This is a genomic window from Phaeodactylibacter luteus (assembly GCF_007993045.1).
Taxonomy (GTDB): Bacteria; Bacteroidota; Bacteroidia; order Chitinophagales; family Saprospiraceae; genus Phaeodactylibacter; species Phaeodactylibacter luteus.
In genome coordinates this window covers 81,993-102,948 of the sequence record NZ_VOOR01000006.1, presented here as the reverse complement: position 1 = coordinate 102,948, position 20,956 = coordinate 81,993, and the positions used below count along the sequence as shown (strand labels likewise).

General features: G+C 54.6%; 17 protein-coding genes. 12 read left to right on the top strand and 5 right to left on the bottom strand.

Annotated features, from left to right (window positions below):
* Positions 1–196 precede the first annotated feature (196 nt).
* The 11 genes from galE (at position 197) to FRY97_RS04275 (ending at position 15,598) form a co-directional block, all read left to right on the top strand.
* Positions 197–1,225: a UDP-glucose 4-epimerase GalE gene (gene galE / locus FRY97_RS04325; protein WP_147166205.1), complete on the top strand. Its 1,029-nt coding sequence runs from the start codon at positions 197–199 to the stop codon at positions 1,223–1,225.
* A gap of 59 nt (positions 1,226–1,284) precedes the next feature.
* Positions 1,285–2,199: a glutaminase gene (locus FRY97_RS04320; RefSeq protein ID WP_147166204.1), complete on the top strand. Its 915-nt coding sequence runs from the start codon at positions 1,285–1,287 to the stop codon at positions 2,197–2,199.
* 19 nt (positions 2,200–2,218) lie between these two features.
* Positions 2,219–3,205: a Gfo/Idh/MocA family protein gene (locus FRY97_RS04315; RefSeq protein ID WP_147166203.1), complete on the top strand. Its 987-nt coding sequence runs from the start codon at positions 2,219–2,221 to the stop codon at positions 3,203–3,205.
* A gap of 768 nt (positions 3,206–3,973) precedes the next feature.
* Positions 3,974–8,518 (top strand): glutamate synthase large subunit, encoded by a 4,545-nt coding sequence (gene gltB, locus FRY97_RS04310; protein ID WP_147166202.1) that lies wholly within the window; start codon positions 3,974–3,976, stop codon positions 8,516–8,518.
* Positions 8,519–8,550: 32 nt separating this feature from the next.
* On the top strand, positions 8,551–10,026 hold the full coding sequence (locus FRY97_RS04305; RefSeq protein WP_147166201.1) for a glutamate synthase subunit beta: 1,476 nt from the start codon (positions 8,551–8,553) through the stop codon (positions 10,024–10,026).
* A 692-nt stretch (positions 10,027–10,718) separates the two neighbouring features.
* The gene (locus tag FRY97_RS04300; RefSeq protein ID WP_147166200.1) at positions 10,719–11,759 is read left to right on the top strand and encodes a fatty acid desaturase family protein; all 1,041 of its coding nucleotides are present in this window, start codon (positions 10,719–10,721) and stop codon (positions 11,757–11,759) included.
* A 176-nt stretch (positions 11,760–11,935) separates the two neighbouring features.
* Positions 11,936–12,412, top strand: a complete 477-nt coding sequence (locus tag FRY97_RS04295) for an RrF2 family transcriptional regulator (RefSeq protein WP_246141549.1) — start codon at positions 11,936–11,938, stop codon at positions 12,410–12,412.
* A gap of 113 nt (positions 12,413–12,525) precedes the next feature.
* Entirely contained in the window at positions 12,526–13,140 is a 615-nt protein-coding gene (locus FRY97_RS04290; RefSeq protein WP_147166199.1) for a hypothetical protein, read from the top strand.
* Between the two features lie 379 nt (positions 13,141–13,519).
* Positions 13,520–14,104: a hypothetical protein gene (locus FRY97_RS04285; RefSeq protein ID WP_147166198.1), complete on the top strand. Its 585-nt coding sequence runs from the start codon at positions 13,520–13,522 to the stop codon at positions 14,102–14,104.
* Positions 14,101–14,460, top strand: a complete 360-nt coding sequence (locus tag FRY97_RS04280; RefSeq protein ID WP_147166197.1) for a hypothetical protein — start codon at positions 14,101–14,103, stop codon at positions 14,458–14,460. The genes FRY97_RS04285 and FRY97_RS04280 overlap by 4 nt, the downstream gene beginning before the upstream one ends.
* Positions 14,461–14,473: 13 nt before the next feature.
* A complete protein-coding gene (locus FRY97_RS04275) occupies positions 14,474–15,598 on the top strand; it encodes a transglutaminase domain-containing protein (protein ID WP_170254492.1) in 1,125 nt (374 codons plus the stop codon).
* Positions 15,599–15,625: 27 nt separating this feature from the next.
* On the opposite strand, the gene FRY97_RS04270 is transcribed toward FRY97_RS04275, so the two are convergent.
* From FRY97_RS04270 to FRY97_RS04260, 3 genes are all read right to left on the bottom strand, one after another.
* A complete protein-coding gene (locus FRY97_RS04270) occupies positions 15,626–16,312 on the bottom strand; it encodes a spermidine synthase (protein ID WP_147166195.1) in 687 nt (228 codons plus the stop codon).
* A gap of 3 nt (positions 16,313–16,315) precedes the next feature.
* Positions 16,316–17,527: a GlmU family protein gene (locus tag FRY97_RS04265; protein ID WP_147166194.1), complete on the bottom strand. Its 1,212-nt coding sequence runs from the start codon at positions 17,525–17,527 to the stop codon at positions 16,316–16,318.
* A gap of 207 nt (positions 17,528–17,734) precedes the next feature.
* Entirely contained in the window at positions 17,735–18,010 is a 276-nt protein-coding gene (locus FRY97_RS04260; RefSeq protein ID WP_147166193.1) for a type B 50S ribosomal protein L31, read from the bottom strand.
* 137 nt (positions 18,011–18,147) lie between these two features.
* Here FRY97_RS04260 and FRY97_RS04255 point away from each other — a divergent pair, with 137 nt between their 5' ends.
* Positions 18,148–18,651 (top strand): NUDIX hydrolase, encoded by a 504-nt coding sequence (locus FRY97_RS04255; RefSeq protein WP_147166192.1) that lies wholly within the window; start codon positions 18,148–18,150, stop codon positions 18,649–18,651.
* Between the two features lie 16 nt (positions 18,652–18,667).
* On the opposite strand, the gene FRY97_RS04250 is transcribed toward FRY97_RS04255, so the two are convergent.
* Entirely contained in the window at positions 18,668–19,399 is a 732-nt protein-coding gene (locus tag FRY97_RS04250; protein ID WP_147166191.1) for an esterase family protein, read from the bottom strand.
* A gap of 448 nt (positions 19,400–19,847) precedes the next feature.
* On the bottom strand, positions 19,848–20,888 hold the full coding sequence (locus tag FRY97_RS04245; RefSeq protein ID WP_147166190.1) for an NADP(H)-dependent aldo-keto reductase: 1,041 nt from the start codon (positions 20,886–20,888) through the stop codon (positions 19,848–19,850).
* Between the last annotated feature and the right edge of the window lie 68 nt (positions 20,889–20,956).

Below are 20,956 nucleotides of genomic sequence, written 5' to 3'. Positions count from 1 at the left end.
AGCCACATCTTTGGCCCTGCCCGGGCCAGAAAAGGGCCGCCATCAAAAGGTGCCAAAGGTAGCTGAAAAGGCCGACTACCCCAAAACATAAAAGGATTGCCCCAGGAATTCCCCCGTTCCAACTGCTATTTCCCAAGAATCTGCTACTTTTGAACGCAGCGGGTTCCGCCCAAAACAAAAATCCACCTACCTCACCATGAAGAAAATCCTCGTCACAGGAGGCTGCGGCTATATCGGCAGCCACACACTTGTAGACCTTATCGACAACGGCTTTGATGTCATTTCTGCCGACAACCTTTCCAATGCCCGGGAAGAGGTGCTGCAAGGCGTCGCCGCTATTACCGGGAAAACTGTGCCCAATTACGCTATCGACTTGTGCGACGCCCACGCGGCCGAACAAATGTTCAATGCCCACCCGGATTTGTGCGGCGTCATCCATTTTGCGGCCCATAAGCATGTGGGGGAATCGGTGGAGCAGCCGCTGAAGTACTTCCGCAACAACCTCAATAGCCTGATCAATATATTGGATTGCATGGACAGGCACGGGGTCAAAAACTTCATTTTCTCCTCCTCCTGTTCCGTTTATGGCAACGCCAAAGACCTGCCCGTCACAGAACAGACGCCTATGGAGGAAGCGGAATCGCCCTACGCCCGCACCAAACAAATGGGGGAGCAGATTGTACATGATTTTGCCCGGGCCCACTCCAGCCACAAGAACATCCTCCTGCGCTACTTCAACCCCGCCGGTGCCCACGAAAGCGCACAGATCGGGGAATCCCCCTCCACACCAGCCTCCAACCTCGTCCCGGTCATTACGGAGACCGCTATAGGGAAACGAGCCTCCCTAATGGTATTTGGAGACGATTACGACACCCGAGACGGCAGCTGCGTACGGGACTACATCCACGTCATGGACCTGGCCAACGCCCACACCAAAGCCATGCAATACCTCTTGTCTGATGACAGCGTGCCTACTGTTGACACCTTCAACCTCGGCATAGGCGAAGGGGTGACCGTCCTGGAAGCCATTGAGGCATTTATGGAGGTAAATGGGCAGCCCCTCAATTACCAGATTGGCCCCCGCCGCCCGGGCGATGTAGTGGCTATTTATGCCAACTATAATAAGGCTGCTGCCAAATTGGGCTGGTCTCCTAAGCGCGGCATACGGGACATCATGCGCACAGCGTGGGCATGGGAAAAGGCACGGCAGGCAAACGCCGGCTAGGCAAGCGCCCCTAATCTGAGCTCCCACCACCCCAAGAGCCAAAACACCAGCAGCAAACTATGGGCTACCAAAACATTATTGAAGAAATTGCAGACACGGTCAAAAGCCTCTTTGGCCAGGGCAAAGTAGCGGACTATATCCCCGCTCTGGCCAAAGTGCCCCCCAACAAGCTCGGCATCGCGATCGAGACCATAGGCGGGCTGTCCTTTTGCACTGGCGACGCGGAGGAGCAGTTTTCTATCCAAAGCATCTCTAAGGTCATCGCCCTCGCCATGGCCTACCCCAAAGTAGGGGAGCAGCTCTGGGAGCGGGTGGGCATAGAGCCTTCCGGGAACCCCTTCAACAGCTTGGTGCAGCTGGAATACGAACGCGGCATCCCCCGCAACCCTTTCATCAATGCCGGAGCGCTCGTCATCACCGACTTGCTGATCGAGCACTTCCCACAGCCCAAAAATGACTTGCTGCAGCTCACCCGCCAACTGGCACAGAGCGATGACATTTATTACGATTATAAAGTAGCGGCTTCTGAACGGGAGCTGGGGTACACCAACGCTGCACTCGTCAACTTCATGAAGAGCCATTACAACATCAAAGCGCCAGTAGAAAACGTGCTGGATGTTTACTTCCATCAGTGCTCCCTTGCCATGAGCTGCCGGGAGCTCGCCCGGGCCTTCCTCATGTTTGCCAACCATGGCATCATCCCCCATTCGGGAGAGCGCATCCTTACGGAAAGCCAGGCCAAACGCCTCAACGCGCTTATGCTGACCTGTGGCTTCTACGACGAAGCCGGCGAGTTTGCATTCCGGGTTGGCTTGCCGGGCAAAAGCGGTGTGGGCGGGGGTATTGTAGCCGTTATACCCGGCGAGCTCGCCATAGCGGTTTGGAGCCCTGAGCTCAACGAGCACGGCAACTCCCTAGTGGGCATCAAAGTGCTCGAACTGTTTACCACCCTTACGGGAAAATCAATTTTCTAAGCCCAAATCCTTTACAACAATGACCAAGGCCATCAACTGGGGCATCATCGGCCCGGGAAAAATTGCGCACAAATTCGCACAAGACCTCGCACAGGTCGAAGGCGCACGGCTGAGCGCGGTACTGAGCCGTTCAGAAGAACGCGCTAGGGAATTTGCCCGCGCCTACGAAGCCCCTCATGCTTACGCCGACCCCGGCGCCTTCCTCGCCTGCCCGGAGCTTGATATCGTCTACATTGCTACCCCGCACAGCCACCACTACGAGCATGCTATGCGCTGCCTCCGGGCAGGGGTGCCTGTCCTTTGCGAAAAGGCATTTGCCCTGAACAGTGCACAGGCCAGGGAGATGACAGGGCTGGCCAGGGAAAAGGGCGTATTCCTTATGGAAGCCCTTTGGACCCGCTTTCTGCCAAGCACCATCAAGGTGCTTGAGCTGATTGAACAGGGCGCTATAGGCCGCCCATTATCTGTAAAAGCAGACTTTGGCTTCAAGGCACAGCCCGACCCTGAGGGCAGGCTCTTCAGCCCAAGCCTTGCAGGCGGTGCCCTGCTCGATATCGGCATCTACCCGGTTTTCCTCGCTTACCTCATTTTAGGACAGCCGGGCAAGCTGCAGGCGATGGCTCAGTTCAGCCCCACCGGCGTAGACCAAGAGCTGGGCGTGCTCTTCCATTATGACAACGGGGGCATGGCGCACCTTCATGCTACTTTGCAGGCGCTTACCAAGACGGAAGCCTTCATCTATGGGGAAGAGGGCACTATACATTGGCACACCCGCTGGCATGAGCCCTCATCTTTCAGCCTGATCAGCCCTGAGGGCAGGCTCTCCAACTTCCACTTTGACTGGGATGGGAACGGATATGTCTATGAAGCCAAAGAAGCCATGCGGTGCCTGAGGGAAGGGCTGCAGGAAAGCCCCCTTTGGCCATTGCAACAGACTGAAGGGCTGATGGCACTGCTCGATCAGGTCCGGTCTGCCATTGGCTTGAAATACCCGGGCGAAGCTTGAGGCCAGGCCGCTGCTGCCCGTTTGGCTTTCCCTAAAGGCCGTAACAACACGCACCCGGCCGCCCCGCCCAGATGCCAAATATTATTCACTCCTGCCTTTTTGTTTAGTAGATTATTCGAGCAGGCAGAAAAACACAGAACAAAAACCCAATATTCAACATTAACACATCTTCAATAAACCAATCTTATTCTGCCAATAACGCACCATAGCATCGTATTTAACTAAACTTTTCTATATAAAGCACGTTTTATTTGTGCTGTCTTCATTTGTACAAAACACCACTTAAGCTTATCTTCGGAAGCACCTTAAAACAAATGGCCTGAGGGGTGCAGAATAAGAAATCAACCCTTGACAGCCATAAGATATTGGCTTTATACAGCCCTGTTTATCCTTCAAGCCAGGCAAGTGTACCCTTGCCCCCGGCCTGCCGGCCGCGGCCCCTGCCCCTAATCAACTGCTGCCCTTTAGCGGCACGGCTACCAAATTTCTGACAACCAATCAATGAGCTGCTGCTCCGGCCCCCGGATTGAGCAGCGAATGGCATATTCTTCCTGTGCTACAACAGTATTGTTGTGCGCACAGATTTTTTCAACACTCGTAGCACTTTGTCAAGTATGGCAAGCAAAGGGCAAGCTGTTTTCATCCAAGATTTAGCCTGCACCTACGTGGCGGAAAACAGAAAAGAATCCTGCTTTCCACACTTTACAAAGCACTAGGCTGCCGCTCTTCAGCGGGCAGCAGCCACCAAGCAGCAAAGCATACACGTCTATGGACCAATGTGACCAGAAAGGGCTATACACCCCACAACTCGAAAAAGATTCCTGCGGGACAGGGCTCATCGCCAACCTCAATGGCACCAAATCGCATCAACTGATTGAAGACGCCTTGCAGATGCTCACCAATATGGAGCACCGTGGCGCCTGCGGCTGCGAGCCCAATACAGGCGATGGCGCAGGCATACTTATACAAACGCCCCACGAGTTCTTTGCTAAAAAATGCATGGAACAAGGCTTTGAGCTCCCTGAATTTGGCAAATACGGCGTGGGCGTCGTTTTTTTCCCAGCCGACCGCAACCTCCGCCGGCAGTGCCGCGTCCTTTTCGATGACTACATCGATGAGCTGGGGTTTGACCTCTTGGGCTACCGGAAAATACCCACTGACCACGAAGAGCTCGGCGAGTCAGCTATTGCTGTAGAGCCCCGTATGGAGCAGGTGTTTGTCAAACCACAGGAAAACCTCGACCCAAAAGCACTGGAGCGCCGGCTGTATGTGCTGCGCAAATTTGCGACCCACTCCATCCACAATACTTACCCCCAATCGCGCGACCACTTCTACATCACCTCCTTTTCCTACAAAACAGTAGTGTACAAAGGGCAGCTGACCACTTATCAGGTAAGGCCTTATTTCCCAGATCTGCAAGACGCGCTGTGCAAGTCCGCTATTGCTTTGGTGCATAGCCGATTTTCTACCAATACCGTCCCGAAGTGGAAGCTGGCACAGCCCTTCCGCTATATTGCCCACAATGGGGAGATCAACACCATCATGGGCAACCTCAACTGGTGGGCATCCAAGGAGAAACTGATCAAATCCACGCTTTTCACAGAGGATGAGCTGGCAAAGCTGAAGCCCGTTTGTGGGGAAAAGCTGTCCGACTCAGCCAATTTTGATAACGTGCTCGAGTTCCTCGTGCTGGGCGGCATGTCGCTCCCACATGCCCTCATGCTCATGATCCCTGAGGCTTGGCAGCACGATGAACAGATGGAAGACTTTAAGCGGGCATTTTATGAATACAACCGTACCATCATGGAGCCTTGGGACGGCCCGGCCTCCATCTGCTTTACCGATGGCATACTGGTTGGCGCGACACTTGACCGCAACGGGCTGCGCCCCTCCCGTTATTGCCTTACGGAAGATAATGTGCTCATTGTCGCCTCAGAGGCAGGGGCGCTGCCGGTCGATCAGTCCAAAGTAGTGGCCAAAGGGCGGCTACAGCCCGGCAAAATCCTGATTGCCGACCTGGACGAGCACCGTGTCATTGGAGATGCAGAGCTCAAGGAGATTATTTGCCAGCGCATGCCCTACCGGGAATGGCTCAACGAACACCGCCTCAGTTTAGATGAATTGCCGGACGGGCAGCCTGGCCTGACCGAGCTGGATCAGCAAACGCTGCTGCGGAATCAGCTGCTACATGGGTTTACCAAAGAGGACCTCAAAGTGGTCATTGCCCCTATGATCAAAGGCGGCAAAGACCCCTTGGGCTCTATGGGGGCCGATACCCCCCTGGCTGTCCTCTCTCATCAGTCGCAGCACTTGGCCAACTACTTCAAGCAGCTATTCGCTCAGGTGACCAACCCGCCCATAGACCCCATCCGCGAGCGCTCTGTCATGTCACTATACGCCATGTTGGGCAGCAGCGACAACATCCTCGATATCGGCCCTGAGCGGGCCCGTTTTATCCACTTGGACAGCCCTGTGCTGACCAATGAGGAGCTCAGCAAAATTAAATACCTCAACAAGCCGCACTTTAAGTCCGGGGTGATTGATACCGTATTCCGGGCTGATGGGCAGGCCGGCCGGATGCAAGCTGCGATAGACCATATCTGTGCTGTTGCAGAAGACCTTGTCCGGAACGGAGCCAATATCCTCATCCTGTCCGACCGCAATACGGGGCCATTCCAAGCGCCTCTGCCCTCGCTCATGTCTGCGGGGGCGGTACACCACCACCTCATACAGAAAGGGCTGCGCAGCCTGACCTCCATAGTGGTAGAAGCGGGCGATGTACGCGAGGCCCACCACTTTGCCACGCTCGTAGGTTATGGCACAAGCGCCATCAACCCATACATGGCTTATGCCACTATCGCTAGCCTCAACGCACAAGGGGTATTTGGGGAAGGGGCCCAAAACCAGGCCCTCATTGCTACCTACAACAAAGCTATCGGCAAAGGCTTGTTGAAAATCATGTCTAAAATTGGCATTTCCACGCTACAATCTTATCAAGGAGCACAGATTTTCGAAGTCTTAGGCCTCAATACAGAGGTGGTAGACAAGTGCTTCCGGGGCTCTATATCCCGCATACAGGGCATAGGCTTCGACGGCATAGCCGAAGAAGCCCTGACCCGCCACCGGCTGGCTTTCCCTGAGAAGCCTGTGCCCAACCCCAGGCTGGAGGTTGGCGGCATTTATCAGTGGAAGCGCCGGGGCGAAGCCCATCTGTTCAGCCCCAAAGCCATACACCTGCTGCAATTGGCTTCCCGCAAAGGGGATTATAAAGCCTTCAAACAATACGCAAAAGAGATTGACGAGCAGACCGAACAGGCGCTCACCCTCAGGGGGCTGCTGACCTTCCGCCGGGGCGAAAAGATACCGCTGCGGGAAGTGGAGCCGGCCGAATCCATCATGAAGCGTTTTGCAACAGGCGCGATGTCGTTCGGCTCTATCTCGCATGAAGCCCACGCCACGCTCGCTATCGCCATGAACCGGATAGGGGCGAAGAGCAACAGCGGCGAAGGGGGCGAGGACGAAGTGCGCTTTGCCCGAAAAGAGAACGGCGACTGGGAACGCTCTGCCATCAAGCAGGTCGCCTCTGGCCGGTTTGGCGTAACGAGCAACTACCTGGCCAATGCCGATGAGCTGCAGATCAAAATGGCGCAGGGGGCCAAGCCGGGAGAAGGCGGGCAGCTGCCAGGCCATAAAGTAGACGATTGGATTGGGCGGGTACGCCACTCTACGCCTGGCGTAGGCCTGATCTCGCCCCCGCCACACCACGACATTTATTCTATCGAAGACTTGGCACAACTGATTTTTGACCTGAAGAACGCCAACCGGAAAGCCCGGATCAACGTCAAGCTGGTTTCCAAAGCGGGGGTCGGCATCATTGCCTCAGGAGTGGCTAAAGCCCATGCAGATGCCATACTGATCTCGGGACACGATGGGGGCACGGGGGCTTCTCCACTAACCTCTATCCGCCACGCTGGGCTCCCTTGGGAGCTGGGCTTGGCAGAAACCCATCAGACACTGGTCAAGAACAAGCTCAGGGACCGGGTGACGCTGCAGACCGACGGGCAGATCCGTACCGGGCGAGACTTAGCCATAGCCACCCTGCTCGGAGCAGAAGAATGGGGCGTAGCGACCGCAGCACTAGTAGTAGAAGGCTGTATCATGATGCGCAAGTGCCATGTCAATACTTGCCCTGTAGGCATTGCGACCCAAGACCCCGAGCTGCGCAAGCGCTTTACCGGCGACCCCGCCCACGTCATCAACTTCTTCCGATTCCTGGCCGAAGACTTAAGGGAGATCATGGCCAGCCTGGGCTTCCGGACGGTAGAGGAAATGGTGGGCAAAGTAGAGATGCTGAAAGCCAAGCAAAAGCTCAAGCATTGGAAGTACCGGGAACTAGACCTGAGCCCCATCCTCTACAAAGAGCCTGCGGAAGAGACCGTCGGCCAGTACAAAAAGGTAGAGCAAGACCACGGCATACAAATGGTATTGGACCGGCAGCTCATCAGCACCGCTCAGCCTGCGCTCGAGCAGGCCAAGCCGGTCAAAGCCGCTTTTGATATCCGGAATACGGACAGGGCCACAGGGACGATGCTCTCCAATGAGGTCAGCAAAAAATACGGCAGCAGCGGTTTGCCAGATGGCACCATTGAGTTCCATTTCCGGGGCTCTGCAGGGCAGAGCTTCGGGGCCTTTGGGGCCAAGGGGCTGCATTTCCACCTGGAAGGAGAAGCCAACGACTACTTCGGCAAGGGGCTTTCTGGCGCACAATTGGTGGCCGTCCCCGACCGGGACGCCAAGTTCGTCCCTAGCGAGAACATCATCATCGGCAATGTCGCATTCTATGGTGCCACTTCTGGGGAAGCCTTTATCTGCGGTACCGCTGGCGAGCGGTTTGCTGTACGGAATTCCGGCGTAACCACCGTGGTAGAAGGCATAGGAGACCATGGCTGCGAATACATGACCGGAGGGACGGTAGTTGTTTTGGGCGAGACCGGCAAAAATTTTGCTGCGGGCATGAGCGGAGGCCTGGCTTACATCTACGACCCTGAAGGGCGGTTCAAAAACCGGGTCAATATGGAGATGATCGACTTAGACCCCTTGGATGAAGCAGACCTTAAACAGCTCAAGGCCCTCGTCAGCCGTCACGCTGAGCTGACCGGCAGTGCCCGTGCCCGTGCCATACTAGAGGATTGGGCAACAGCTGCCAAAGCATTCACCAAAGTGATGCCACGCGACTACAAAGCGGTGCTCGAGCGCCGCAAACGCGAGCGGGAAGCTGAAGTCAAAGCCAGCGCCAAGGCGGTGAATGCCTGAGCCTTATTCTTGAATACTGAAAACTGAACGTTATGGCTGATCCAAAAGGATTTTTGAAATATACGCGGGAGCTGCCTTCTACCCGCAGCCCTGAAGAACGCATAAAAGACTACAAAGAGCTCTACCAAGAATTCCCACAGGAAAAAACTGTGGAACAGGCTTCTCGGTGCATGGACTGTGGGGTGCCTTTCTGCCACAGTGGCTGCCCCTTGGGCAATATCATACCGGAATTCAACGACGCTGTATACGAAGAAGACTGGAAGCTGGCATTTGAAATACTCAGCAGCACCAACAATTTCCCGGAGTTTACCGGCCGCATCTGCCCGGCCCCTTGTGAAGCCGCCTGTGTCTTGGGCATCAATCAGCCGCCGGTGGCTATAGAGCACATTGAGAAATCCATTACAGAAGTAGCTTTTGAGCGCGGCTACGCCCGCCCTCAGCCGCCGACTATGCGCACCGGGAAAAAAGTAGCTGTGGTGGGCTCTGGCCCAGCCGGGCTGGCAGCAGCTGCACAGCTCAACAAAGCGGGGCATGCCGTGACGGTATTTGAGCGCAACGACCGCATCGGCGGCCTGCTGCGCTATGGCATACCCGATTTCAAGCTCGAAAAATACGTAGTAGAGCGTAGGGCCGCCCTGATGGAAGCCGAGGGCATCCGTTTCCGCACCAATGCTAATGTGGGTGGAAATATAGACGCAGGGGCACTTGTTGCCGAGCACGATGCCGTAGTGCTCTGCGGGGGCTCTACCGTACCGCGCGACCTGAACATACCAGGCCGGGAGCTCAAAGGGGTCCATTTTGCCATGGAGTTCCTCGAGCAGAACAACCGCCGGGTAGCCGGTGACCCCATCCCGGAAACCGAAGCACTGACCGCCAAGGGCAAACATGTGGTCGTGATTGGAGGAGGGGATACCGGTGCAGACTGTGTGGGCACTTCCAACCGGCACGGGGCGGCCTCTGTCACACAAATTGAGCTGATGGACAAACCGCCTGAGGACCGCGACCCCCTGAGCTGGCCCAACTGGCCCGTACTGCTGAGGACCTCTACCAGCCACGAGGAAGGCTGTCAGCGGGAATGGGCTATGCTGACCAAAGCCTTTACGGGCGAGCAGGGGCAGGTAACCGGGCTGCAGCTCGTCAGGATTGAGTGGGCGAGGGATAAGAAAACAGGCCGGTTTGCCTTTAAAGAGGTAGCGGGCAGCGAAGAGACCATACCCTGTGATCTCGCCCTACTGGCTATTGGCTTTGTGCACCCGCAGTACGAGGGCATGCTGGCACAGCTGGGCGTAGAGGTAGACGAGCGCGGGAATGTAAAAGATGAAGCCTACAAAACCACTGTGGACAAGATATTTGCTGCAGGTGATATGCGCCGGGGGCAGTCGCTGGTGGTTTGGGCTATTGCCGAAGGCCGGGAGGCCGCCCGGCAGGTAGATGAGTTCCTTATGGGCGAATCGGTGCTCGAAGCAAGAGATCAAGGATTAATGGTTGCAAAAGGGGCTCGTGTGTAGCCCCGGCAGGTCTTTAGTTTACCGTTTTTTCCTGCTGATTGGACCCCCGATGGCTTGTTTAGCCAGCGGGGGTTTTTCATGGGCTTGGCTTCAAAATACCGCAAGCGCCTTCAGCCTTCCCGGCTTTTGGAGGGGCATTGGACTAGCGCTGCGAAGGGGTGGCAAGCCCGACAGGGCCGAGCGGATAGCGAGCCCCGTAGCATAGCGACCCCTGCCGTCAGGCGGGGGTAGGCCCCTATCCTTTCGGAGGGGGCAAGCCAAAAAAATGGGAATCTGCCTTGCGCCCTGCGCTTTCCGCCCCTCCCCCTTTGGCACCAATAGCTCGGCAGCAGACAGCACGTGGCTGGGCCTGGGCCGCATTTGGTAAGCCTTGTGTAAAAAAATGGGGGCTGCGGCCTGTGATGTAGGCACCACTGCCCAGGTAAGTTGGTTTTTGGATATGGTATTTTTACTGCTTGTTATATCTTTAGGGCCCGACAGACGTTATAAAGCTGTTGCCCCGAAAGCATGCACACCTTAAAACCGGGCACAAGCCGCTAAAAGCCCACAGTAGGATTGCGCCAAACGGCTAACACAATCCACCCCATCACCAAACTCAAAAAACGGCGGCCGGGTACTGCAAAAGCAGTCTCTCCCCTTCCCCTTGCCCTATGGCGCAAGGCCTATATCAACAACTAATTTTTTTTGCAGGAATGACAGTAGAACAAGAAATCAAGCAGCAACTCAAAGATTGGAAGAAAATCATTGCCGATTACCAACAGCCTGACAACAAACGGGCTTGGTGGCAGGTCATCAACACCTTTGGGCCTTTTGTAGCCCTCTGGGTGCTCATGTACTTCTCCCTCGATTGGTCGTACTGGATCACGCTGGGGCTGGGGCTGGTCAATGGTTTTTTCTTAGCGCGCATTTTCATCATTCAGCATGATTGCGGGCACCACTCCTTTCTGAAATCGAAGGCCTGGAACAATATCATCGGCAATTTTTGCAGTTTTTTCAGCACCATCCCTTACAAGTACTGGTCCAAAATCCACAATTACCATCACGGGCACAGCGGGCAGCTGGACGAGGAGCCCCGGGACATCGGGGATGTGCCTTTCCTGACTGTGGAAGAATACCGCAACCTCAGCCGCTGGGGGCGTTTCAAGTACCGTCTGTTCCGCACTCCGGTCGTGCTCTTTGTCATCACTCCTATCGTTTACCTTAGCGGGCCTATGCGCTGGCCGACCATCAAAGTGCCTAATGTACGCTCCGCATATAAAGCCTTGTTTTCCAACAACTTTTGGCTAGCAGCAGTTTACGTAGGGCTGACCTACCTCCTCGGCTGGGAATTTCTTTGGGTACAGGTGCCCATCATCATTTTCTTTGGCACCATCGCATTTTGGTTTTTCTATGTGCAGCATCAGCATGAAGAAACGTACAAAAAGTGGAAGCAAGAATGGGACTACCTGATCGCTTCTATCCGCGGCAGCACCTACTATAAGCTCCCCCGGGTACTCAACTGGCTGACGGGCAATATTGGGTACCACCACATTCATCACCTCAGCTCGCTGATCCCCAACTACAACTTGCCGCGCTGCGCCCGCGAAAACCCTGTGCTACAGCGGTACGTCACTACGATCACGTTCCGGGAGAGCCTGCGCTGTGTTTTCAACAAGCTCTGGGACGAGCAGCAGGAGCGCATGATCTCTTTCCGCGAATTCTACCAATTGGAAAGGGCCCGTGTAGCCGCCTGACCTGCCAAGAGCATGCTTGGCGCGCTAATAGTAGGCTATGCCATCACTGAAAGCCTGAGCTGAGCGGGCACCTCCCTCCCCTTCAGCTTGGGCCTTCCTATTTCCCCGATCATCTATCTGTCAGATCGGGTTTGTGACAGCTGTCACATGGGCAATGCTGCAAAATGCCCTATCTTGTGCAGCAAGAACGATACGACCCTATGCTGTCCAAAAAATCAAAATACGCGATCAACGCACTCCTTTACATCTCCCGCCGTAAAGACGAAGAGCGCCCTATCCTTGCCTCCGAAATTGCGGAAGGGGAGAACATCCCGCACAAATTCTTAGAGGCGATACTGCTGGACTTGAAAAATGCCGGCTTTCTGCGGAGCAAGCGGGGCCGGAAAGGGGGCTACTTTTTGAAAGCTGCACCGGAAGAGATCAGCCTGGCCAAAGTGATGCGCCTTTTTGATGGCCCTATCGCACTCCTCCCTTGTGTCTCATTGAATTACTATGAGCGGTGCGACGAGTGCAAGGATGAAAAGACATGTGGCATCCGTGCTGTTTTCCTGATGATCCGAGATCAGACGCTGCAAACGCTGGAAGACAATAGCATGGCGGCTATCCTTGAGCGGGAAGAAGCCCTGCAAAAGCAGCAGTCCGCAGAAGAATAAACGGGCCGGTTTCCGTATTTTGCCGGTATTATTCACCTCGCCCCTTTCGGGGCATACTGCACCGTGTACCACCTGCTGCAACCTGGCTTGCAACAGGGCCAAATCCAAATGACATGAAAAAGTTAGTCCTCCCTATCCTACTTGCGCTGCTCAGCCTTCCTGCAATCGCACAGGACCTGCTCGATGAGCTGGCCATCGCGACTTGCTCCTGTGCAGAAGAGAAGAAGCTCTTGGATATGAAGACCGAAGAAATGCAAATGCAGCTTGGCTTTTGCATTATGGAAGCGGTGGGCGCCAATGAAGCCGCCTACCAAAAAGCCTATGGCGATTTCAACCCCACTGATCAAAAAGCTATGCAGAAACTGGGAGAAGATGTCGCAATGCGCATGGTCACCCGCTGCCCGGATGTGCTGATGAAGCTCTCTCAGCAAGCTGCTCCTGGGCAACAAGCCACCGCTCCTCAGCCTAGCCCGGCAGGTGGGCAGGTCAGCGGGCAACTGCAGGGCATTTCTGGCAACGAGCTGGCCATCATCAGCATCAAAGAAGCGAACGGACGCACGCAGAAGCTGCTCTGGCTGGGCTATTTCCCCGGCTGCGATGAGCTCATGGGCAACCCTAAGGCCCTTGCCGGGAAGCAAGTCACGGCTTCCTATGAGATCCGTGAAATCTATGACCCGGCAGCAGGCGAACACCGCGACCGCAAAGTGATCACCGGGATCAGCTATTAACCCCAATCGGCCGCTGGCCTGCGCTTGCTTACTGTAGGCATTTAAGCTTGATGCTCCTCCCCCCCCCCCCCTTTTTTTCCACTGGGCGCAGGCCAGTTGTCGTTTCTTTTGCCTGCCCCCTCCGCGAGGATAGGGGCCTGCACCTGCCCGACGGCAGGTGCCGCTATGCTACGGGGCTCGCTATCCGCTCGGCCTTATCAGGCCTGCCGCCCCTTCGCAGCGCTAGGCCAATGCCAGGCTAAAGCCCAAAAAGCATAGACGCCTGCGACATTTTAGTTTACGCCCTTCCCCCTTCTCCCTTTAAGCAAGTTCAACATAAGCCCTGGCAACATTCCGGCAGATTTCGTATTTTGATACATGTACATCAATACGGCCGCGTATGAGAACAATCTGCACCCTACTACTATTGGCCCTGTTGCCGCTTTGGGCCCACGCTATGCCTTGGCGGGGCTATATCGTCAGTAAAAACGGTACACAGCTTACCGGCTACATCGCCAACATCAACCATCAGCTCAAGACCAGCACCGTTGTGTTCATCAATGATTTTGGGGACGTATACCAAATTGAAGCTGAACGCATTAAAGGGTTTGTATTCAGTACAAAAGGGCAGTTTTTTGCTTTTGAGAGCCGGCAGGTCCAACGCAAATGGCGCTATCTGCGCATTGTGGCTAAAAACCAGCCTCTAGACCTCTATGTGCTGACCGAAGGGACCGGCAATGATTTCGGCGCCCTGCAGGCCAGGCCGGAACAAATGGCCCCTATTGCTTACTGGGTGAAACCTCAGGGCCGTAGAGCCACCAAAATAGGCCCTTGGCGCTTCCGCAAAAAGATGAGGCGGGTGCTACAAAAGCACGCCCCGGAACTGGCAGGGAAAATCGGCAAACGGGGGTACAGGTTCCCTGATGTGCCAGCCATCATTGAAGAGTACAACAAACTGCTCGCCCAAAAAAATGCCCGGATATGAAGAGGAAATGCCCGGAGTGCGGGGAAGTCATTACAGGGAGGGCAGACAAAAAGTTCTGCTCTTCAGACTGCCGCAGTGCCTACAACAACCGCATGAACAGGGATTTCAATAACTTCATGCGCAATATCAACAACATCCTCCGCAAAAACCGTAGGATCATGGCCAACCTCAACCCACAGGGCAAAGCGAGGGTGCACCGCGATAAACTACTGGAACAAGGCTTCAAGTTCAGCTACTTCACCAATGAGTACATCACCAAGTCTGGGCGTGTATACCGCTTTTGTTATGACCAAGGGTATATCGAAAAGGAAGGCGGTTTTCTGACCCTCGTCGTACGGCAGGAATATGTGGAGTGAACAAAGCCTAAAAGTGAAAAACAGGGCTGCCCAGCTGCTCTTTGTGCTGCTGTTGCTCTGCTCATGGAGCAACAGCAATGCACAGTACCGGGCCATAGACCGGCATGCCCGGAATGCGCCCGACAGCCTAAGGTTCGACCTTCCCGCTTTGGCCGAATGGCTGACTGCCACAGCCGATAGTGAAACCGGAAAAGCCCGGGCCCTTTATACGTGGACCTCCCACTTCCTCTCTTATGATGAACAAGCCTCCCGGGAAGGCCGGCGCATTAACAATAGCATACGGGATATACTAAAACGGCAGCGGGGCTTGTGCATGGACTATGCCCTGCTCTTCCAGGCGCTTGCCCACTATGCAGGGCTGCACTGCGCTGTAGTAGACGGCTACGCCCTGCCAGCCCTTCAGCCGCCTAGGGCGCTCCCTTCAGCCCCTGACCACAGCTGGAATGCCGTATGGGCCGATGGGCAATGGCAACTGCTCGATGCGACTTGGGCTAGTGCCGATGATGCCTTGCAGCAACAATTTGGCACCGATTATTTCTTCACGCCCCCTGCCATCTTCCTGCTGAGCCATGTGCCGGCTGCCCCGCTCTGGCAGCTATTGCCCTGCCCCCTCCCTATTGAGGCCTTCAGCCTTCCTATTGATGAGCTGCTGCCCAAAGCACAGGCTACGGCCCACTGCTTGCCCCTTTCCCCCGACAGCCTTCTGCGGATGTCAAAGGGGCAAAGGCAAATATACCTCGCGAGGGAAGCTGCGGATTTCCACCCTACACCAGAAAACAAACGGCAACTTGCACAGGCGCTGGCCGATGAAGCTGGCCGCATAGACGATGCCATTGAAAGTACACAGCTTGAGCATGCCCTGGCCCAACAGGATACCATCCTGACCCTGCTCTCCGAAGCCAAAGCCCTCTCCCCTCCCCTGCTAAACTGGCAGGCCCAACTCTACGCCCGCACCCTGATCAACCAAACGGTAGGGTGCTATCAGCTGCCTGAAGGAGCTGTGCGCCACATCAGCGCCAAGGAAGCCATAAAGCGATTGGAAAATGCCCGACAGTTTTTGGAGGACCTGCCGGAAGAGGACCTTTACAGAAGGTACGCGCTGCCACAGTGCAAGCGCATGATCGAACAGCTAAAATGATCCGCTGTTTCCGCGCCCTAGCAGATGTTATGCCTTGCCCTTTAGGAGGGCCCGGTCGTTCACCAAAATCCAATTGCCCCCTACATCCAAAGCTGTGCCATTGGGGAACTGAAGCTGAAAAACTTCCCGGTAGTACCGTTCTGTAGCCGTCTTATCCTCCGCATTCCGGTAAAGCCGGTTGAACATAAGCAGCCCTCCGGGCTCCAAGGCCCCGCTCAGGGCTTCCAGGTAGGCCGATGACTGAAAATGCTCAGGGATATTATCATCTAGGAATACATCCATACAAATGAGGCTGAACTGTTCCTCAGATTGCATGATGTAGCTGTAAGCATCGGCACAGATAGTAGTTACCGGAGCCTGCAGGGAAGACAAAGCATAGGTATTTGCGAGATAAATGACGCTGGGGTCGAGCTCTACGGCCAGGTATCGGAAATCTGTATGGAATACGCGCTCCAGCATAAGGGGGATGGAGCCCAAGCCCAAGCCCAGTATGAGCACATCATCGCCCGGCAGCCGGTTGAAGGCCACTTGCCGGAAGGCGTAGAGGAAGTTGGTGTATAGGTCTTCGTAAGAATAAATGGCGTGAGCGGTTGACAATTGGAACCTGCCCTTGCGCATGCTCACATAGAGATGGGGGTTGACATCGCTAGGGGCACTTTCCACGTGCACCTCAGTGAGATAGGAGAGGCAGCGTTTCCACCATGGGACCAACATAAGCTATTCTTTATCCCATTTGCGGAAGCGCGCGCTGTCTTCAAACACCCGGAGCAAAATGAGCCGGTCCTGCACATCAAAGTCGATATCCCGGCGGGCCATGACCCGCTCTATAGTTTCGAAAGCCTTATTGGTCCGGTAGGTCTGAAAGCCCTGCTTGCCGCCCCAAGAAAAGGATGGGATGAAGTTGCGGGGGAAGCCCTCGCCAAATACGTTCGCGCAAACGCCAACGACTGTGCCGGTGTTGAGCATGGTGCTGATGCCGGTTTTGGAATGATCGCCCATGAAGAGCCCACAGAACTGTTGCCCAGTTTTGACAAACCGCTCCTCGGGGTAGCTCCAAAGCCGCACCTCTTCGTAATTGTTCTTCAAGTTGGAGGCATTGGTATCTGCGCCGAGATTGCACCACTCGCCAATCACGGAATTGCCCAGGTAGCCATCGTGCGATTTGTTGCTGTTCGCCTGCATCACAACGTTGTTCACCTCTCCGCCTACCTTGCAGCCTGGCCCCAAGCTTGTGCCCCGGTAGATACGGGCCCCCATTTTAAGCACCCCCTCCTCGCCCAGGGCAAAACTGCCGCGGATCATGCAGCCCTCCATTACCAGGCTGTTCTTCCCGAAGTAAATTGGCCCGTCCAAGGTATTCAAGACCGCACATTCCACATGGGCCCCTTCTTCGAGGAAAATGAGGCTGGGGTCGCCCACAACCCGGTTCGTCCCGCTGAGGGGAGCAGACTTCCGTCCCTTGGTCAGCAGCTCAAAATCTGCTGCTATAGCTTGAGCGTTGAGCAGATAGATATCCCAAAGGTTATCAATTTTCAGGTAGTCAGTGCCTTCCAGGTCATAGCCCTTGAGGTCGGTCAGGTCATCTTCATTGATGAGGCGCTCGATCTGCTCCTCATCGAGCTTGGCAACAATCAGCTCTTCCCCTCTAAGGAAAGCCTCGTTATTGTCCATCTGCTGAATAAGGCGGACCAGCTGTGGAGATGGCATAACGGAGCCATTGATGATGTAATTTTCTGCTCCATGGCTGATTTCATAACGCTCTGCCAGGTAGTCCTGTGTAATGTAAGCGACGGAGGCATTGAGCCAGCGCTCCCATTTTTCACGTATGGTGAGAATGCCCGTCCGTATTTCACAGACCGGGCGGGTATAGGTAAGCGGCAGCAATCGGTCACGGACTTCGTTGTCGAACAGAATAATATTCACAGACATAGCTTCATGGGGTATCTACGGCTTACCCCGCCCGGAAAGCGGCAGGGCTATCTCGTAATTTTTAGGTTTTGTGTTTTGTATGGTGGCAAAGATAAATATTCAGCAGCATTCCCAAACAGGATAAGGGGTAGCTCCGGACTTTATGACCAAAGAACTACCCCTTAGCAGGTGCTCATACAGCAACCTTAAGCCGCTACAGCAAGCAGCTTATTCTCCTTTTTTCTGCCCTGCAAAACGAGAGTTGGCAAATTTCTTGTTGAACTTGTCGATCCGGCCTGCCGTATCAACAAACTTCATCTTACCGGTGAAGAATGGGTGGGAAAAGCTTGAGATTTCAAGCTTGGCCAATGGGTACTCCTTACCGTCTTCCCAGGTAATCGTGTCTTTCGTATTAACGCAAGAACGTGTGATGAAAGAGTCTCCGGAAGAGAAATCTTTGAACACGACCATACGGTAATTATCTGGATGGATATCTTTTTTCATGACTCAGGTTGCTTTGCTTCTTAAAACGGACTGCAAAGATAAGCCATTTCCACAAAAGGAAAAAGCTTTGCCCTGCTTTTTATCCCACAAGGGTTCAGGAGCTGCAAGCAATTGTGTATTTTCCCAAAAAAGAACTCATGGCTTCCACTCCCTTCCCTGCGGGGCTCAAACGCGCGGCAGTAATGATCGTGCTCCGCAGCGCAGACGAATTCCTCCTGCTCAAGCGCAACAAAGCGCCAAATGCAGGTTTGTACGCTCCTATCGGGGGCAAAATTGAGCCCTACGAAAGGCCTATAGACACGGCCATCCGGGAAACAGCCGAAGAAGCAGGTGTAGGGCTGCAAAAGTCAGACCTTTCCTACGCGGGCGTCCTTACCGAGACTTCCCCTGCCGGGTACAATTGGCTTTGCTTTATTTTCAAAGCCAATATCGAGCGGATAGCACCGCCGCACTGCGACGAGGGCACCTTGGAATGGATCCCGCTAGAACAAATCAGTACGACCCCTATGCCCCCTACCGACCTGCAGATCTACCAGCTATTGCTCCAAGGGCAGCACTTCGCTATCGATGCGCTATACGACGATGAGCTCAGGCTTCTGGAAATGCGGGAGGAGGTCAGCGGGCAGCTGTTGCCCTGCTGAGCTCAGCAGACCGTGGCTAAAAGCGGGTTTGAAGGTAATAAGGCAGCATTTTGCGCCAAGTATCCCAATCGTGCGGCATATCAGGGCCCCAAACATCGAGCTCATGCGGAATGCCTTTTGCATTCAGGATGTGAGAAAACCGGCGGGAGGCGTCCGGGTTCTCCCATTGGCCCGAGCCGGTCACAATGTGTATGTGCCGGCTCTGCCGGATCTGCTGCAGCAGCTGCCCGTCCTGTAGGTTAGGCAGGTACTGCACCGGTGAATTGAAGTACACATCTTGGTCGTGGTAACCTTTAGTGTAAGTGCTCAGGTCATAATCGCCGCTCATTCCGATCACCCCACTGAACAAATCGGGGCGGCGGAAGTACAGGTTGGCAGCATGCAGGGCGCCCAAAGATGCCCCACAAGTATAGATCGGCGTATCCGCGCTTGTTGCCTGCTGTATGAAGGGCACTACCTCCCGCACCACATAATCATTGAACTGCTGATGCCGGATGGCTTTATGCCTAGGGTGCATATCAGGGTTGAGCCAGCTCTCCGCATTGATGCTATTGATGGAGAACACCTTAGCTTTCCCTTCATTGACTGGCCCGCTTATCGCGTCTATAAGGTGGAAACGTTCGTACTCCAGGTAGTCTGCTGCAGCAGTGGGCAGCATGAGTAAGGCAAAGCCATAGTGCCCATAGACGGCAATTTCCATTTGCTTGTTGAGGGCAGGGCTGTGCCAGGCGTGGATTTCTCGGTTCATAAAGCTGAGGTGGATTTTGAGCAAAGATACAGCAGGAGGGCGAAGATAGGATGGGCTTGTGCATTAAAAACCGGCGGAGGCTCAAACAGGCGCCCCGATTGGCTACTATTCAACTGTTAAAACCCATGTGGAAAACAGGAGCTCAGCGCGAGGCAAACTTTTTGGATTGCGATTTGCGAAGCTGAGTCGTGGCGCACATGTCTGAGGGGCTCCGTCCGGTCGAGAGAAAGAAGCCGGATCCTTGATGTGGATAACCGGCTTCTTAGTTCATAATCCCATTTTTCGTTTTAAAGGTAAGGCTTTGGGAGAAAAAAAACGTCTATTTCTCGTAAAAGTACCTTGTGGCAGATCGTAATGCCCGCCCTACCCCTTCAGCCGCCCCACATCATTAGCCTTGATGCGCCGGGCAAGTGTAGTGGCCCAATGAGCTGTTTTCAGTCTGTCAAGATCAAGGCGCAGGATTTGGGATCAGGTCATGAATGGCTTCAATCTCGTTCCGTACCTCTTCGCTCAGCGCTACCTCAATGCTGCCGATGTTCTCTTTCAGCTGCTCCATCGTAGTAGCGCCTATAATGTTGGCGGTCATAAATGGGCGGGTATTGACGAAAGCGAGGGACATTTGTGCCAGCGATAGCCCATGTGCCTGTGCCAGCTCGAGGTAGCGGGCGGTTGCTTGTTTAGACTGCTCGCTGTTGTACCTGGACAATTGCCGGTACTTATTAATGCGGTCCCGGCTGCTGTCTTTGCCGAGGTGGTACTTGCCCGATAGCAGGCCAAACGCCATTGGGGAGTAGGCCAGCAGCCCTGCATTTTCGCGGATGGCCACTTCGGCCAGGCCTGTTTCGAAGGTGCGGTTGAGCAGGCTGTAGGGGTTTTGGATGCTCGCGCAACGGGGCAGCCCATGCTGTTCTGCCAGCTGCAGGAACCGCATCAGCCCCCAAGGGGTTTCATTGGATACGCCAAAGTGACGGATTTTCCCTTCTTCAACCAGCTCCTGCATGACTTCCAATACGCTGAGCAGGTTGTCCTCCCAGCCATCTTCGGGGTCATGCCGGTAGCCCCGCTGCCCGAAGTAGTTGGTCTTGCGCTCTGGCCAGTGCAACTGATAGAGGTCAACATAATCAGTCTGCAGGCGGCCGAGGCTGCCTGTGATCGCAGCGCGTATCTGCTCTCGATTGAATTTCAGTGGGTTGCGGATATGTTTCAGCCCGGCAGAGGGCCCAGTCACCTTGGTCGCCAGGATGATATCGTCCCGTTTGCCGCGCTTTTTGAACCAAGTACCCAGGATCCGTTCGGTGCTGCCTTGAGTTTCCGGGCGGCCGGGCACACTATACATTTCTGCCGTATCGAAAAAATTGACGCCCTGACTGACTGCATAGTCCATTTGCTCATGGCCCTCAGCTTCTGAGTTCTGTTCGCCAAAAGTCATGGTGCCCAGGCAAATCTTGCTTACCTGAATCCCGGTACGCCCTAGGGTCGAGTACTCCATAATGTTGAATTGATTTTCCGTTTTGAAAAGGATCTCAAAAGAAATAAAAGGAAAAGGAAAGGCAATGG

What these genes read in the sequence shown, in the direction of transcription:
- galE (WP_147166205.1), top strand. Translation starts at nt 197, where the DNA reads ATGAAGAAAATCCTCGTCACAGGAGGCTGCGGCTATATCGGCAGCCAC.
- FRY97_RS04320 (WP_147166204.1), top strand. Translation starts at nt 1,285, where the DNA reads ATGGGCTACCAAAACATTATTGAAGAAATTGCAGACACGGTCAAAAGC.
- FRY97_RS04315 (WP_147166203.1), top strand. Translation starts at nt 2,219, where the DNA reads ATGACCAAGGCCATCAACTGGGGCATCATCGGCCCGGGAAAAATTGCG.
- gltB (WP_147166202.1), top strand. Translation starts at nt 3,974, where the DNA reads ATGGACCAATGTGACCAGAAAGGGCTATACACCCCACAACTCGAAAAA.
- FRY97_RS04305 (WP_147166201.1), top strand. Translation starts at nt 8,551, where the DNA reads ATGGCTGATCCAAAAGGATTTTTGAAATATACGCGGGAGCTGCCTTCT.
- FRY97_RS04300 (WP_147166200.1), top strand. Translation starts at nt 10,719, where the DNA reads ATGACAGTAGAACAAGAAATCAAGCAGCAACTCAAAGATTGGAAGAAA.
- FRY97_RS04290 (WP_147166199.1), top strand. Translation starts at nt 12,526, where the DNA reads ATGAAAAAGTTAGTCCTCCCTATCCTACTTGCGCTGCTCAGCCTTCCT.
- FRY97_RS04285 (WP_147166198.1), top strand. Translation starts at nt 13,520, where the DNA reads ATGAGAACAATCTGCACCCTACTACTATTGGCCCTGTTGCCGCTTTGG.
- FRY97_RS04280 (WP_147166197.1), top strand. Translation starts at nt 14,101, where the DNA reads ATGAAGAGGAAATGCCCGGAGTGCGGGGAAGTCATTACAGGGAGGGCA.
- FRY97_RS04270 (WP_147166195.1), bottom strand. Translation starts at nt 16,312, where the DNA reads ATGTTGGTCCCATGGTGGAAACGCTGCCTCTCCTATCTCACTGAGGTG.
- FRY97_RS04265 (WP_147166194.1), bottom strand. Translation starts at nt 17,527, where the DNA reads ATGTCTGTGAATATTATTCTGTTCGACAACGAAGTCCGTGACCGATTG.
- FRY97_RS04260 (WP_147166193.1), bottom strand. Translation starts at nt 18,010, where the DNA reads ATGAAAAAAGATATCCATCCAGATAATTACCGTATGGTCGTGTTCAAA.
- FRY97_RS04255 (WP_147166192.1), top strand. Translation starts at nt 18,148, where the DNA reads ATGGCTTCCACTCCCTTCCCTGCGGGGCTCAAACGCGCGGCAGTAATG.
- FRY97_RS04250 (WP_147166191.1), bottom strand. Translation starts at nt 19,399, where the DNA reads ATGAACCGAGAAATCCACGCCTGGCACAGCCCTGCCCTCAACAAGCAA.
- FRY97_RS04245 (WP_147166190.1), bottom strand. Translation starts at nt 20,888, where the DNA reads ATGGAGTACTCGACCCTAGGGCGTACCGGGATTCAGGTAAGCAAGATT.